Annotated in this window: 8 protein-coding genes; 5 read left to right on the forward strand and 3 right to left on the reverse strand. The window is 66.2% G+C overall.

The window, feature by feature from the left end; all coding sequences use genetic code 11:
* Window positions 1–45: 45 nt before the first annotated feature.
* From Aeroheme_RS12425 to Aeroheme_RS12440, 4 genes are all read left to right on the forward strand, one after another.
* Window positions 46–2019 (forward strand): siderophore amonabactin TonB-dependent receptor, encoded by a 1974-nt coding sequence (locus tag Aeroheme_RS12425; protein ID WP_289983026.1) that lies wholly within the window; start codon window positions 46–48, stop codon window positions 2017–2019.
* A gap of 75 nt (window positions 2020–2094) precedes the next feature.
* Window positions 2095–3111: an amonabactin ABC transporter permease subunit 2 gene (locus Aeroheme_RS12430; RefSeq protein ID WP_411165941.1), complete on the forward strand. Its 1017-nt coding sequence runs from the start codon at window positions 2095–2097 to the stop codon at window positions 3109–3111.
* Between the two features lie 11 nt (window positions 3112–3122).
* Window positions 3123–4205, forward strand: coding sequence for an amonabactin ABC transporter permease subunit 1 (locus Aeroheme_RS12435; RefSeq protein WP_411165942.1), 1083 nt, complete (start codon window positions 3123–3125; stop codon window positions 4203–4205).
* Between the two features lie 43 nt (window positions 4206–4248).
* Window positions 4249–5076 (forward strand): amonabactin ABC transporter ATP-binding protein, encoded by an 828-nt coding sequence (locus tag Aeroheme_RS12440; RefSeq protein WP_411165943.1) that lies wholly within the window; start codon window positions 4249–4251, stop codon window positions 5074–5076.
* Window positions 5077–5151: 75 nt separating this feature from the next.
* Here Aeroheme_RS12440 and Aeroheme_RS12445 read toward each other — a convergent pair whose 3' ends face one another.
* On the reverse strand, window positions 5152–5877 hold the full coding sequence (locus tag Aeroheme_RS12445) for a 4'-phosphopantetheinyl transferase family protein (RefSeq protein WP_411165944.1): 726 nt from the start codon (window positions 5875–5877) through the stop codon (window positions 5152–5154).
* Between the two features lie 210 nt (window positions 5878–6087).
* Here Aeroheme_RS12445 and Aeroheme_RS12450 point away from each other — a divergent pair, with 210 nt between their 5' ends.
* Complete coding sequence (locus Aeroheme_RS12450; protein WP_411165945.1) at window positions 6088–7026, forward strand: ABC transporter substrate-binding protein; 939 nt, start codon at window positions 6088–6090, stop codon at window positions 7024–7026.
* A gap of 69 nt (window positions 7027–7095) precedes the next feature.
* On the opposite strand, the gene Aeroheme_RS12455 is transcribed toward Aeroheme_RS12450, so the two are convergent.
* Both Aeroheme_RS12455 and amoG read right to left on the reverse strand, forming a co-directional pair.
* On the reverse strand, window positions 7096–8646 hold the full coding sequence (locus Aeroheme_RS12455; RefSeq protein WP_411165946.1) for an amino acid adenylation domain-containing protein: 1551 nt from the start codon (window positions 8644–8646) through the stop codon (window positions 7096–7098).
* Window positions 8643–14924, reverse strand: coding sequence for an amonabactin biosynthesis non-ribosomal peptide synthetase AmoG (gene amoG, locus Aeroheme_RS12460; protein WP_411165947.1), 6282 nt, complete (start codon window positions 14922–14924; stop codon window positions 8643–8645). Before amoG ends, Aeroheme_RS12455 begins: the two co-directional genes overlap by 4 nt.
* Window positions 14925–14982: the final 58 nt, after the last annotated feature.

A 14982-nucleotide genomic window follows, 5' to 3' on the forward strand; every position in this document is an offset into this window, starting at 1 on the left:
CAGCGCCCTACCCCATAACCTCTGTTTATTCATGGAGTTTTGACAATGCAGTTGCAGCATGGCGTATTTCGTTTGAACCCGATTTTGCTCTCCCTCGGCCTGCTGGCCGTACCGGGCCTGGCCCTGGCAGAGTCGGTCAAGGCCAACGAGACCATGGTGGTCACCGCCACCCAGACCAAGCACACCGAGCTGTCCGCCCCGGCCAGCGTCTCGGTGGTGACCCGTGCCGATCTGGACAAGATGAACGTCAACAACATCGGCGATGCCCTCAAGCACGTGCCGGGGGTCAACATAGTCTCCACCAACCCCACCGGCCGCAACGAGATCAAGATCCGCGGCATGGGGGGTGACTACACCCTGCTGCTGATCAACGGCAAACGGGTCAACGCCCGCGAGACCCTGGGCAGCGCCTACGGCAACGACTTCGACTTGAGCTCCATCCCCATGGCCGCCATCGAGCGCATCGAGGTGATCCGTGGCCCCGTCTCCTCCCTGTACGGGGCAGATGCCCTGGGCGGCGTAGTCAACGTGATCCTGCGCCAGGCCAAGGAGAAAACCGAGGCCGCCGTGGGTTACACCCACAGCATGCCCACCGAGGGTGATGGCGGTGATGCCAACCAGGCCAGCGCCTATGTTTCCGGCGCCCTGATCGACAACAAGCTGCTGGGCAGCGTGGTGGTGGAAGGCTATCAGCGCGACAACTGGAAGAGCGATCAGTCCAACAACCCGGACGCCGATGCGCTGGAAAAACGGGAAGTGGTCAACGTGCTGACCAGCCTGAAGTGGCTGGTGGCAGACAACCAGGACATCGACTTCGATCTGGGTTACAACCAGAACGACATGGACAGCTACTTCAACAACGTGCCCCGCGCCCCGACCGCACCGGCCACCCCCCACAACGTGCAGAACCTGGATCGCCTGAGCCTGGGGCTGACCCACAACGGCCGTTGGGAGCACTTCGACAGCCGCGCTCGTTACTACTTCGAACAAATCGATCTGATGGATGACTCCCAGCTCAATGGCGGCGCCGCCGATGTCACCCAGACCAACAACACGGTGGACGGTCAGGTCAGCGGTTACCTGGGTGATCACCTGCTCACCTCAGGCGCCGAGCTGCGCAAGACAGAGCTGGAGCACAGCCGCAACATCGCCAATGGCAGCGTGGATGCGACCCAGAGCGCCGTCTACCTGCAGGATGAGTTCGGCTTCGGCGATCTGGCCCTGACCCTCTCCGGTCGTCTGGATCACCACGAGACCTATGGCACCGAGTTCAGCCCGCGCGCCTACGCCCTCTACACCCTGACCGACGAGTGGGTGATCAAGGGTGGCGCCGGCAAGGCGTTCAAGGCCCCGACCCTGGCCCAGTCCAGCGAAGGCTTCTCCACCACCGCCTGCCGCGGCGCCTGCCAGGTCATCGGCAACCCGGATCTGAAGCCGGAAACCGCCGTCAGCTATGAGCTGGGCACCGCCTACGAGGCCGCGCGCTTCGGCGCCGGGGTGACCGGCTTCCACAACGAGATCGAGGATCTGATCCAGAGCGATCAGTGGGGCCCGGGCTACCGTCCGACCGTGATGACCTACCTCAACGTCAAGGAGGCCCGCATCAAGGGTCTGGAGCTGACCGGCTGGGTCGACGTGCTGGACAACGTGAAGCTGACCGGCAACTTCACCCTGCTGGACTCAGTGGACAGGAGCACTGGGGATGATCTGGCCAAGACCCCGGATCACACCGGCAACCTCGGTCTGGACTGGCAGGCGAGCGAGCTCGTCAGCGCCAACCTGGCCTGGCAATATGTCGGCAGCCAGGTGATCAAGGTCCCGGCCCGCAACTCCCAGGCGTTCACCTCCAAGCACTACCAGACCCTGGACGTCAACACCAACTGGACTGTCACCCCGGCGCTGGACTTCAAGCTCGGCATCACCAACCTCACCAACACCAAGCGTGATGAGGTGGCCACCGACGCCGACTTCATCCTGGAAGGTCGCACCGTCTACGCTGGCGTAGATTACAAGCTGTAAGCTCTCCCTGCGGGAGCCCCGAGATCGGGGCTCCCTTTTTGCGTTTCTACTGCCCCGTATCAAAGGAGTTGTTGCGTGCTCAGATACCAAGCTCAGCTGTTCTGGCTCGGAGTGCTGCTCCTCATACTGCTGATTTCTCTGTCACTGGCCACAGGCGCCGGTGTCTATGGTGGCCGCGAGGTCGCCGGTTTCCTGCTGGGCGATCCCGCCCTGGTGGCCGATGAAAAACTCGCCATGATAGTCAATACATTGCGATTGCCCCGCACCCTGGCGGCCCTGGTGGTGGGGGTCTGTCTCGCACTCGCCGCCTCCATGCTGCAAAGCGCCACCCGCAACCCCCTGGCCGAACCCGGCCTGCTCGGGGTCAACGCCGGTGCCGTCTTCGCCCTGGTGGTCGGCCTCACCTGGTTTGGCGTCGAATCCGCCTACGGTTATCTGCTCTGGTCCGGCATGGGGGCCCTGCTCGGCAACCTCATAGTGCTGGGTCTCGGCCTCATGGTGGGGCGCTCCAACCCCCTCAAACTCATCCTGGTGGGGGTCGCCCTCTCCGCCACCTTCGGCGGCCTCTCCAACTTCCTGCTGCTCTCCAACAAGGTGGTGCTGGAGCAGTTCCGCTTCTGGAACTTAGGGTCGCTCGCCGCCTCCAGCCTGGAGTCCGTGCTGACGGTGATCCCCTTCGCGCTGGCCGCCCTGCTGCTGACCCTGGCGCTCTGCCGCCAGCTCACCCTGATGCAGATGGGGGACAACCAGGCCCAGGCGCTCGGCATACGGCCGACCCGGGTGCGCATCGGCGTGCTGCTGGCCGCCACCCTGTTCACCGCCTGCGCCATCGCCATTGCCGGTCCCATCGGCTTTGTCGGCTTCCTGGCCGCCTACTGCGCCCGTCTGGTGGAGCCGGTGCGCCTGGCCATCCAGGTGCGCTTCTCCGCCCTGTTCGGGGTGCTGTTCCTGCTCGGTGCCGACATACTGGCGCGCTGGCTGCTGCAGCCGTTCGAGCTGCCCAACGGCGTCATTCTGGCGCTGATCGGCGCCCCCGTGCTCATCCTGGTGGTGCGTAGCGGCGGTTTCCGCTCCCTGCTGGCCGTCAAATAAGGTGCCCTCCCATGAACAATGCCATGAATGACACCCTGACGGGCACCCTGCCCGAGACCCGACTCCCCACCGGCACCCTCTGCCTGCGCCTCGGCCGCCGCACCCTGCTGCTGGAGCGCCGCGCCTGGCTAATCACCCTCGCGCTGATCGTCGCACTGGTGCTGCTCTCCCTGCTGGCCCTGACCCTGGGCTCCGGCAAGATCACCATGATGGGGGTCATCCAGACACTGCTTGGGGAGGGGAGCCGGCTCGATGAGGTGACTGTGTTCAAGATCCGGCTGCCGCGCATCGTCGCCGTGCTGGTGGCTGGCGCCGCCATGGGCCTCTCCGGCTGCCTGGTGCAGACCCTGGTCCGCAACCGCCTCGCCACCCCGGACATGATAGGGGTCAACGAGGGGGCCTCCCTGGCCATCATCATCTTCTCCCTCTACCTGACGCTCGGCAGCTGGCCCTGGTGGGCCGCGCCCTTCGGTGCCCTGTTTGCCGCCGCCGTGCTCTATGCCCTGTGCAACAAGCCGGGGGAGCAGGGTTACCTGTTCGTGGTGATCGGCATAGGCGTCTCCAAGCTGATGAACGCCATCGGCCAGTTCGCCATGTCCACCCAGTCCCTGGTGCACCTCACCAGCCTCTATCTCTGGAACATGGGCAACTTCGTCGGCCAGGGCTACGGCACAGTTGTGCCTGTAGGGATACTGATCCTGCTCATCTGCCCCTGGGTCGTCTATCTCTCCCGCGCCCTCGGCGTGCTGCGCCTAGGATCCGTCACCGCCAGAACCCTGGGGGTGAACGTCAACCGGGTGCAGCTCGGGGTGCTGGCCCAGGCCATCATAGTCGCGGCCCTTGGCACCGCCATCGGCGGCCCCGTGGTCTTCATCGCCATGGCCGCCCCCATACTCGCCTCCTGGCTCTCCCGGGATCGCATAGTGCCACTCTGGATAGCGGCCCTGTGCGGCGCCCTGATGCTGCTCGCCAGCGACACCCTGGTGCGGGTGCTGGCCAGCCCCCACGAGGTCGCCACCGGCATCATGACCCGCATTCTCGGCGGCCTGCTGCTGCTCTTCATCCTGATCAAAGACAGACAACGGGCGGACTGACCATGCCATTCATCCATTTTCAAGACAGACCGAGGGCCGCCTGATGACGCTCACCGTGAATCGACTCCATTTCGGCTACCAGCACAAGGCCATCTTCGAGGAGATCTCCCTCTCCATCCCCCAGGGCAAGCTGGTGGGCATAGTCGGCCCCAACGGGGGCGGCAAGTCCACCCTGCTCAAACTGCTGGCAGGCCAGGAGCAGCCTCAGTCCGGGGAGATACTGCTCAAGGGCAGGCCCCTCGGTAGCTATGGCATGAAGGCCCTGGCCCGGGAGCTGGCCTACCTGCCCCAGCGGCCGCTGGTGCCGCCTGGCATCCGGGTCGAACAGCTGGTGCAGTATGGCCGCCATCCCCATCAGGGCTGGTTCACCCAGTGGAGCGAGGAGGACGCCCGCATGGTGGACTGGGCCCGGGAGCGGATGCAGCTCGATGCCATCTGGCAGCAGAGCGCCAATTCGCTGTCCGGCGGCCAGGCCCAGCGGGTCTGGCTCGCCATGGTGCTGGCCCAGGATGCGGATCTCATCTTGCTGGACGAGCCCACCAGCGCCCTGGACATAGGCCACCAGACCGAGGTGATGGAAGCCATCCACAGGGTCGCCGCCGAGGGCAAGACGGTGCTCATCGTGATCCATGATCTCGCCACCGCCGCCCGCTACTGCGACGAGCTGATTGCCCTGGGGGACGGCGGTATCCAGGCCATGGGCCCGGCCCGTGAGGTGGTGACCAAGTCCCTGATCGATCGTCTCTACCAGACCGATGTGGACATACTGCACGCACCCGGCGATGGCGCCCCCGTCATAGTGCCGCGTCGGCGCGGTGAAGAGGTGCACCATCGGCGCCATGATACGGCCCCGAGCAAGCAGTCGGCCTGAAAGAGATAGCAAGAAACCGCCTGATGGCGGTTTCTTTGTTTGGGCAGCGGCGGGGCAGGAGAGCACGGGCGCCGTTCACAGCAGCAAGGTGGTGAGCACGCCCCCCGGCAGCGGCTGCCAGTGCAGGGTGCAGTGCCAGCCGGCGGGCAGGGTCGGCGTCAGGGGGGCCTTAAGCTCCAGGGTGAGGGTCTGATCCGTCATCCCCAGCCAGCGGGCATCGAGAAAGTCGAAGTAGCGCCCCACCCTGGGATAGAGCGCCTTGAACAGGCTCTCCTTGGCGGAGAACACCAGGGTCAGTCCCCGGGATCTGTCGAGCCCTACCGCGCCGCCCCCGGCCTCCAGCCGTCCCCACTCATCCTCATCGACTATGCCGGGCCAGAGCTGCGCCGCTTGGTCGGCCTCGAGCCAGGCCTCCAGATCCAGCCCCATGCCCCCCTGGGCGGGACGCACCCCGCAGAGCGCCACCCCCTGCCCCGCCAGCTGGCTGTGGCTGATGCTCCCCTCCATCCCCTCAGGCCAGAGCGGCTCGCGGGCGCTCCCTATGGCCACTGTACTCCCCGCCAGGCCGAAGGGGCGCAGGGCCTCGCGGGCCGCGAGGCGTCCCGCCAGAAACTCCCCCAGCCGCTTGGGGGCTGCCCCTTGTAGGCTGGCAGGCAGCGCCATGCCCTGGGCCGCAAAGCAGGCGGGGGTAAAGGCGGCGGCATCGAAGCAGATCCGGTGCAACAGGAGATCAGGGGAGCCTGGCAGCGGCAGGTGATCCCGTTGCAAAAGGAAGGGGGTGATAGGGGGTAAAGGGGGCATCTGGGCTCCTCGCAATGGAGCCTTATGGTAACAAAACCGCCAGGGCCAGCACCACAAACACAAATGACAATGTTTCTCACTTGCGCTTCTGTGGTAGCATGTCCCCGCCCATTTGGACCCCGGTTTTAGGCTGACTGGCAGGCACGACCAACAGGGGCCACCCGGCATGGGGCAAGAGTGCCGCCGATTTCACCCATTAAGGATGTAACCATGAAGATCTCCTCCCCCCTGGCCGCCGCGCTCATGCTGGCCAGTCTGGTCGGCTTTCAGGCCCAGGCCGGCACCCGCCAGGTGCTCGATGCCAACGGCCAGTCCCAGACAGTCCCCGATGATCCCCGGCGCGTCGTGGTGCTGAGCGAGCTCGATCTCGACAGCGCCCTGACCCTGGGGGTGCAACCAGTCGGCACCGTCAACGGCCGTGGCCAGGGCACCCTGCCCCGCTATCTGCTGGACAAGGCGGGCAAGGCGATCCAGGTGGTCGGGGATCTCGACAACCCCAATCTGGAGAAACTCATCGATCTGGAGCCCGACCTCATCCTCACCGGCCAGACCAAGCCCGAACTGCTGGCCCTGCTGCAGGAGATAGCCCCCACAGTCGTCACCGGCAACTGGGGCGAGCCCTGGAAAACTGTGTTCAACCGCAGCGCCAATGTGATGAACAAGGAAGCCGAGGCCAAGGCCTTCCTCGCCCGGTATGACGCCCGCCTGGCACAGGCCCGCAGCAAGCTTGCCAAGTACCAGGGTGAGCAGGTGAGCATAGTGCGCTGGAACCCCAAGGGGCCTAGCTACATGCACGGCGGCACTTTCGCCAGCAGCGTGGTCACCGAGATGGGGCTGGCTCGCCCTGCCCACCAGATAGGCGACAAGAGCCCCCACTCCCCGGCCCTCAGCCTCGAGTCCCTCAACCTGCTGGACGGTGACTGGCTGGTGGTCGGCACCCTGAGCGCCAGCGGCGATGCGGTGGATGCCATGAAGCAGGCCGAGCAGACCCCGGCCTTCCAGCAGCTCGGCGCCATCAAGGGCAAGCGCTTCGGCGCCGTGGACGGGTCGCTCTGGACCTCCACCGGCGGCCCCCAGGCGGCGCTCAAGGTGATCGACGACGTCGAGCAGCTGCTCACCAAGCCGGACGCGACCCCCATCACTCACTAAGCCCGCCCTCGGTTGACTGCCAACAAGAAGCCCGCATTTGCGGGCTTCCTTTTATCTGCTGCGCGGGGCCTACTCCGGCAAGGGCAGCGCTTTTCTGTCCAATTTTCCGCTGCCGGTCTTGGGCAGGGCATCAAGCAGGATAAGCCGCGCCGGCACCATGTAATGGGGCAGGCTGGCCTGCAGCCCCTTGCGCAGGGCGAGTCGATTGAGGGTCACACCGGCCCTGGCCTCCACGTAGCCCACCAGCATGGCCTCGTCCCCCTCGCCCATCAGGCGCACCGCCGCCTCCTGCACCCCGGGTTGATGGCGAAGGCCCGCCTCCACCTCCCCCAGCTCGATGCGAAAGCCCCGCAGCTTGACCTGATCGTCCCGCCGCCCGAGATAGAGAAAGCGGTCCGCCCCAAGCAGTCGCACCCTATCCCCGGTGCGGTAGAGGCGGTGGCTCTCCAGGCGCAGGAAGGCGGCCGCCGTCAGGGCGGGCTTGCGCCAGTAACCTTCGCACAGTGCCGGGCTCTCGATGCAGAGCTCACCGACCTCCCCCTCTGCCACCGGCAGCCCCGTCTCGTCCAGCACCCAGTGGCGGTAGCCGGGCAGGCTGTGGCTGATGGTGATCTGCCCATCAAACGGTGGCCAGCGCACCTCGCTCACCAGGGACCAGACGGTGGCCTCGGTGGGCCCGTAGCAGTTCCACAGCCGCTGGGTGCGAGCGCAGAGCTGCTCGGCCAGCCCCATATCCAGCGCCTCGCCACCACACAGGGCGGTGAGGATATCGCGTCCCTGCCATCCGGCTTTGAGCAACATGCGCCAGCAGGCCGGGGTGGCTTGCAGGAAGTTAATACTGGGGTCTGCCGCCAGCAGGGCCAGCATCCCCAGGGGATCCTTGTTGTGCTCGCCACCCGCCACCGTCAGCCGGCCTCCGCCCCAGAGCGGCCCCAGCATCTCCAGCAATGAGATGTCGAAGGCCGGTGTGGTGATAAAGAGCCAGTGGCAGTTAGGTGATAACCCGAGCCGCTCGCGGATCCCGTCGAGGAAGCAGAGCAAAGCCCGCCGACTGATGACCACCCCCTTGGGCTCGCCGGTGGAGCCCGAGGTGAACATCATATAGGCCGCCAGGGCGTCGTCCACCCTGGGCCAGGAGAGGGTCCCGCCAGGGGCGGGCCCCTTGAGGGAGCGCAGGGGACAACCGAAATCCGGGGCCCCCACCTCGTCATCGCAGATCACCGCCGACAGGCGCGCCTGACGGGCGATCCCCTGCAGCCGCTCCACCGGGAAATCCGGCTCCAGCGGCACAAAGGTGAGGCCGAGGCGCAGGCAGGCGAGCAGGCTGGCCACCAGATCCGGGCTGCGCGCCAGATAGAGGCCGACCCGCTCCCCCACCGCCAGCCCTTGCAGGCGGGCGGCGATCTGACCGACCCGCAGGCTGAGCTCGCCATAGTTGAGCCAGGCGCCGGGGCCGGCCTCGCCCGTGCCGTGCTCACTTATGCCTTGCTCAGTCATACCGACCCCGCCCAGGCGGATGGCGGGGGCCAGCGGGGTGGCGGCGAGGCAAGCCGCCAGCCGAGAACCGAGGGAGTGCTCCCTTGCCCCGACCCCCTTGCCTGAGCCTATCGCCATCGTCATAGCACCTCCTCGGGCTGGCGCACCAGCCAATGGTTGAACAGCCGGCAGGGGGAGCCGTATGTCTTGAGATCCCCCAGGCTGAGGGGGGCCCGCCCATCGGCAAAGGCTTCATTGAGGGCCGCCAGCAGGGCAAGCTGCTGCACCGAGTCCACCCCAAGATCCTGCAGGCTCTGCTGCCAGACACCGGGCACGCCGCAATGGCGCTGCCACAGAGCCACCAGAACGCGGGCCTCGGCCGGTGGCTGAACCTGCCCGGACTCAGCCCTGGAAGCGGCCACCTGTGTGACTGCCGATGGTGTGGCTGCCCCTTGCGCTGGGGATAGCACGGCCGCCGCCGGTTTGGCCGGCTGGCTCAGGTCCGCCTGCGCCAGCCATTCCAGCTCACTTATCCAGGCGGCCAGCACGGCCTCGGCCCGCGCCATGGGGATCAGATCCCCGTCGAACTCGAAGCGCAGGTTGAGCTGACCGCCCCGGGCATTGACCACCAGGGAGAGCGGCAGCTCCACCTTCTCCACCACGGCGCCGAAGCGGGGCACCAGCTGGTGGGGTTCGGGGGCGGCAGGGGCCGCCGGCATGGGGTAGTTCTCGAATACAAACAGACTCAGGAACAGACGCGCCCGGCCTTTCGTCAGCGCCGAGAGCGACTGGGTGCCGTGCTCATTGAGCGCCATCAAATCCGACTGCAGCCTGGCTATATGCTCGGCCAGGCTCAACTCGGTGCGCCAATCCAGGCTGAGCGGCAGGCTGTTGATGTAGAGGCCGACGCTCGCGGTGATCCCATCGATGGGATAGTCCCGGCCCGGGGTCACGTTGCCCACCAGGGTGACCTCGTCGCCGCACTGGCGAGCGAGCAGCCGATGCCAGGCGTATTGGGCCAGCAGCCCCGGGGTCACCCCCAACTCGCGGGCGCGGGCTTCCAGTCGAGCCGACATGTGCGGTGCCAGGGGCTGGCCGCACACCGCAGGCTTATGTTGCGTATAGCGCTGGGTCAGCTGTGGCTCCAGCGCCACCCCGAACAGGCACGAGAGATCGTTGGGCTTGGCCAGCAGCACGGCACGTCCCTGCCAGTAGGCCTCAGCGGTGCGGGCCTGGCTCGCGATATGGCGGCCAAATTCCAGCCAGGCGGTATCTGGCGTCACTTCTGGTACCCGACCCTGCATCAGCGATTGGTAGTGTCTATGCAGGGAACCCAGCAGTACTGGGCCGCTCCAGCCATCCAGCACGCCGTGATGGGCGCTGAAGACAACCTTGTGGTGATCGGGGGCCAGTTTGAAGCAGGCGACCCGCAACAAGGGAGCCTCGCTCAGCGGGATCGGGCGGCCCAGATCCTGCTGGCGATAGGCCGAGATGCGCGCCTCGGCCTGCTCATCCCCCACCAGATCCTGATGGTGGAACGGCAGCTCGGCATGGCGCAGTATGCGCTGCAGCGCCACCCCATCCGCCAGCACCAGCTCGCTGCGCAAGGCCGGCCAGCGGGCGATCTGCGCCTGCCAGGCCTGGCGATAGACGGCAAGGTCCAGTGGCTGGCGGTACTCCATCTCGGTCTGCAGGTGGTAAGCCGTGTCACGAGGCGCCAGCGCCCTGTGATAGAGCATGCTCTGCTGCAGCGAGGTCATGGGCAGCAGTGTCTCCACCTCGCGCCCGCTCAGCACCTGGTCGAGCGCCGCTTGCGAGAGGCCAAGCCCCGGGAAGTCGCTCGGGGTGTGGCGCGGGGCGCTCACCCTACAGCAGTGATCCACCAGGGCACGCAGGTTGGCCGCCAATCTCACCATCAGGGCGTCGCTCCCTTGCTGGTTGAGGGCGCCGACCTGGCGCAGGGTGAGACAGCCGTCATAGACGCCCCCGTGCAGGCTGATGAGCTCCCGCGGCAGGTTGTCCGGTGAGGAGGGCGCCCCCGGCGCCATGGGCAGGGGCTGCCAGGGCTGACCCGCAGCGCCCTGATGGCTGACCCCCAGGTAGTTGAAGACGATGAGGGCTTGCGGTAACTCCTGCCCGCGGGGATGGTGCAGCCGCAGGGCGTTGAAGCCCACCCCCTTGTCCGGCACGGCCCGCAGCCGCTCCTTGGTGGCGCAGACCAGGGCATCCCACTCTGGCTCATCGGCCAGCGCCAGCGGGTAGGTGCTGGTGAACCAACCCAGGGTGCGGCTCACATCGAGTTCAGCATCGATGGCCTCACGGCCGTGCCCTTCCAGCATCACACAGTGACGGTTGCCGTAACCGAGCTCGCTCAGGGTACGGGTCAGTGCCGCCAGCAGCAGGTCGGGCACCCGGGTGAAGTAGGCCTGGTTGGCCGGGTCTATCAAGCGGGCCGTGGTCTCTTTGTCCAGTTGCAGCAGGCTGGCGGCGGCGCGGCCATCTTCGGCGCGTTCGGCCTCCAGCAGGCCTTGCTGGCTGCCCTCCCCCTGGGCCAGCCAGAACGCCAGCTGATCCTCTTCGCGCAGGGCGTAGGCGGCCAGCCCTTCGCCCCACTGGCGATAGCTGCTGCCTTTGGCGGGCAGGGGCTCGCCCCTGCTAACCCGGGCCAGATCCTCGGCCAGGATGCGCCAGGAGACCGCATCTATGACCAGGTGATGGAAGGCGAGGAAAAGCCCCTCCACAGGATCGGCCTCACCCTCTATGGCCAGGTTGCGCAGGCGGGCCCAGGCCAGGGTGTGGCCGCTGGCGGGATCGAGATCCCCCTGCAGCTCGGTCAGGCGGGCCTGCAGTTCAGCCCCGCCGAGTGTTCCTGCATCCAGGGTCGGCAAGGGCGGCAGCGCCAGCTCGGCCAGATAGCGCTGGCCGGTCGGGGTCACCGCCAGACGCAGGGCGTCGTGATGCTGGCGCAAGGTGGTCAGCCAGCCGGCCAGGGTGTCATCATCGATCCCGGCGGGCAGGCGCAATATCACCCCCTGATTCCAGTGGCCGGGCTTGGCGAAGCCCTGCTCGAAGAACCAGTGCTGTATGGGATGGAGCGGGAACTCGCCGACCAGGTTGCCCTGTTCGGTCTGGTGGCTGACCGCCTGCTGCTGGCCGAGCTGGCGGCAGAGGCGGCGCACCGTCTTGGCCTCGAACACGTCCTTGACGCTGCAGTGCAGCCCCGCATCCCGCAACCGGGTGGTGAGCTGGATGCTGAGGATAGAATCGCCCCCCAAGCGGAAGAAGTCATCCTCCACCCCGAGCGGTTGCTTGAGCACCCCTTGCCAAATGGCGAGCACAGTCTGCTCCAGCTCGCTTTGTGGCTCGCTCTTGCTCTCCTGCCAGTCAATGGCAGGCAGGCGGCGCAGGTCCAGCTTGCCGTTGGGGGTGAGCGGCATCTCGGGCAGCCAGCAGAGCCGCACCGGCACCATGTATTCGGGCAGGCATTCGCCGGCCCATTGCAACAGGGCCTCGCCGTCCGGCTCGCTCGCCTCCGCATGCAGGCAGGCGTACGCCAGCAGGCGTCCCTCTTGCACCACTACCTTGATCTGGCGGATGGCCGGACACAGCGCGGCGACTTGCGTCTCTATCTCGCCGGGCTCGATGCGATAGCCGCGCAGCTTGATCTGCTCATCAATCCGGCCCAGATATTGGACCTTGCCGTCGCGGCGCTTGAGCGCCCGATCGCCGGTGCGGTAGAGGCGATGGGTACGACCGTCGAGAGCCAGCTCGATAAAAGTCTCTTGGGTTCGCTCAGGCAGATTGAGGTAGCCACGAGCAAGACCCAGACCACTCAGGCAGAGCTCACCGGGCACACCGACGGGGCAGAGGTTGCCCCCTTCGTCCAGGATCAGCGCTTTTAAATTGCTGATGGGCTGGCCGATGGTTATGGGCTGACCCGGCACGAGCCGCGCGCAGAGCGCCGTGACTGTGCACTCGGTCGGGCCGTACATGTTGAACAGCGCCACCCGCTCTCCCCAGCGCTCCACCAGGCTGCTCGGGCAGGCTTCGCCACCAAACCCTATGGCCTTGAGGGAGCCGAGATCCGTCGGCGGCAACAGGTTCGCGAGCAGGGCGGTCGGCAAAATCATATGGCTGGCACCCCGCGCGATCGCGGCGCCGATCACCCCCTCGCCCGGCTCGCCGAAGTGCAGGGCCGCGCCGCAGTAGAGCGGCAGCAAGCTGGTCATGTTGCCCGCATCGAACGAGAGGGACATGCAGTTGAACATGGCCCCGTCCTGATCAAGAGCGATGCGATCGCCGTGATCCGCCATCAGGTTAACCAGGCTGCCCTGCTCCACCATGACCCCCTTGGGCAGGCCGGTGCTGCCGGAGGTGTAGATGATCTGGGCCAGCATGGCGGCGTCCCGGGGGATGGCGGGCGTGCTGGTTGGCAGCCCATCCAGCGCCAGCCGATGCAGGCCGTGGTAACCGGCATCTGTGCCCTTGATGGCCTCGGCAAGCCGGGCATCCGGCTCTCCCCCGAGCACCAGCGCAATACTGGCGTCGCTCAGGATATGGGCCAGCCGCTCGGCGGGATAGGCAGGGTCGAGGGGCACATAGGCCGCCCCCGCCTTCCAGCAGGCGAGCAGGGCAACCACGAAGGCCACATCGCGCCTGGCCTGGATGCCGATGGCGGCGCCCGGGGTGACGCCGCAGGATTGCAGCCAGTGGGCCAGCCGGTTTGCTCGCACCTCCAGCTCGCCATAGGTCAACGCATCCGCGCCGTCGCTGACCGCCAGGGCGTCGGGACGCTCCGCCGCGCGGCGTTCGATATGGCAGAGCAGGGTGTCGCGGTTGTGGTAGTCCCGCGGCAGGTCAGCCAGCTCGGCGGCCAGCGCTGCCCTGTCTGTGCCCGCCTCCAGCGGCAGTTGCCAGATATCGGTCTCCGGGGCCGCCACCACGGCGCGCATCAGGTGCAGCAGGCGATCGGCATAAGCCTGGATTGTCTCACGCTCGAACAGGGCGGTGGCAAACAGCCAGTCTACCCTGACGGAGTCCATCAGCTCGGTCACCTTGACCGAGATGTCGGTCTTGGCCGGCAGCACTGGCGAGGTCTCCTCCACCAGCTGGCAGCCGGGGATGAGATCGTTGAAGTCTACCTTGGCCTGATAGACCAGCATGATCTGGAAGATGGGGTTGATGGCGGTAGTGCGATCGGCACCTATGGCCTCGGCCAGCGCCTCGAAACGGTAGAGCTGGTGATCGAATGCCGCCAGATCCTCCTCCCGGCACTGCTGCAGATAGTCGACAAAGCTGGGCTTGCCGCTAAGTTGAGTGCGCAGCACCAGGGTATTGACGAAGAAGCCCACCAACGGCTCGATCTCGTGGCGTTCGCGATAGGCGAGCGGGGTGCCGATCACCACCTCCTTCTCGCCGCTCTGGCGCACCATCAGCAGGGCAAAGAGGGCGTGCAGGCCGATGAAATTGGAGGTGCTGTGGCGCTGACAGAGGCGCTTGAAGCTCTCCCACAGCGCGTTGTCTATGGTGGAGAAGACCAGCTCGCCGCCGCTGGCCTGATGGGCCGGGCGCGGTTTGTCCAGCGGCAGACCGTGCACTTCGGGACTGCCGCCCAAGCGATCCACCCAGAACGGCTTGAACTCGGCGTGATAATCGAGAAAACGGTCCGAGTTGAACCAGCGGGCATAGTCGATGTAGGTGAGCGGCAGCTCGCTCACCTTGAGGGGTTCGCGGTTCTGATGGGCCAGAAAGGCGCGTTTGAGATCCGCGAACATGTTCTTGACCGACCAGCCGTCGGAGATGATGTGGTGCTGGGTGATCAGCAGCACGTGCTCGCGGCTGCCGAGGCGAATGAGGTGCACCCGGCTCAAGTCCCCTTGGGTCAGGGAGAAGGGGCGCCCGATCTCCTCGCGCACCCGCCTGGCCACATAGGCCTCGCGCTCGACATCAGGCTCTGCACTCACATCCTCTATCTGCAGTTTGAACAGCTGGTGGGGCAAGATCTCCTGGGCCCCCCTGCCCGCCTCGTCCTTGATAAAGCGGGTACGCATGCTGGGGTGGCGGGCAAACAGATGGTCGAAGGCAAACTCCAGCGCCGCCGTGTCCAACTCTCCCTTAACGCGAAAATAGACCGGCATATTGTAGAGGTGGGAGGCCTCCTCGTACTGCTCGATAAACCAGAGTCCGCTCTGGGAGGAGGAGAGCGGGCCGCTCAATGCCCCTTGCACCTCGATAGGTGCCTCGAAGGCGACGCGGGCCGCCAGGCAGCGCACCAGCTCATCCTTGTGGGTCTTGATGGTGGCGCCGATGGCCGGCGTCACCGCCTCCTTGCTCGACTGGGAGATAAGCTGGCCCTTGTCGTTCAGGGCCAGCTTGACCCCCTGCCGCTCCAGCTGTTTCAACAGCGTTATCATATTGTTCATCTGTACCTCAGACAGCCGGCGTGGCGCGATAGGAAGAAAAACCGTCCTGCCCCTTCTC

This window comes from Aeromonas sp. DSM 116730, from assembly GCF_046581335.1.
GTDB lineage: Bacteria > Pseudomonadota > Gammaproteobacteria > Enterobacterales > Aeromonadaceae > Aeromonas > Aeromonas rivipollensis.

Coding starts and splice junctions, on each gene's coding strand:
- Aeroheme_RS12425 (WP_289983026.1), top strand. CDS start 46: ATGCAGTTGCAGCATGGCGTATTTCGTTTGAACCCGATTTTGCTCTCC.
- Aeroheme_RS12435 (WP_411165942.1), top strand. CDS start 3,123: ATGAACAATGCCATGAATGACACCCTGACGGGCACCCTGCCCGAGACC.
- Aeroheme_RS12440 (WP_411165943.1), top strand. CDS start 4,249: ATGACGCTCACCGTGAATCGACTCCATTTCGGCTACCAGCACAAGGCC.
- Aeroheme_RS12445 (WP_411165944.1), bottom strand. CDS start 5,877: ATGCCCCCTTTACCCCCTATCACCCCCTTCCTTTTGCAACGGGATCAC.
- Aeroheme_RS12450 (WP_411165945.1), top strand. CDS start 6,088: ATGAAGATCTCCTCCCCCCTGGCCGCCGCGCTCATGCTGGCCAGTCTG.
- Aeroheme_RS12455 (WP_411165946.1), bottom strand. CDS start 8,646: ATGACGATGGCGATAGGCTCAGGCAAGGGGGTCGGGGCAAGGGAGCAC.
- amoG (WP_411165947.1), bottom strand. CDS start 14,924: ATGAACAATATGATAACGCTGTTGAAACAGCTGGAGCGGCAGGGGGTC.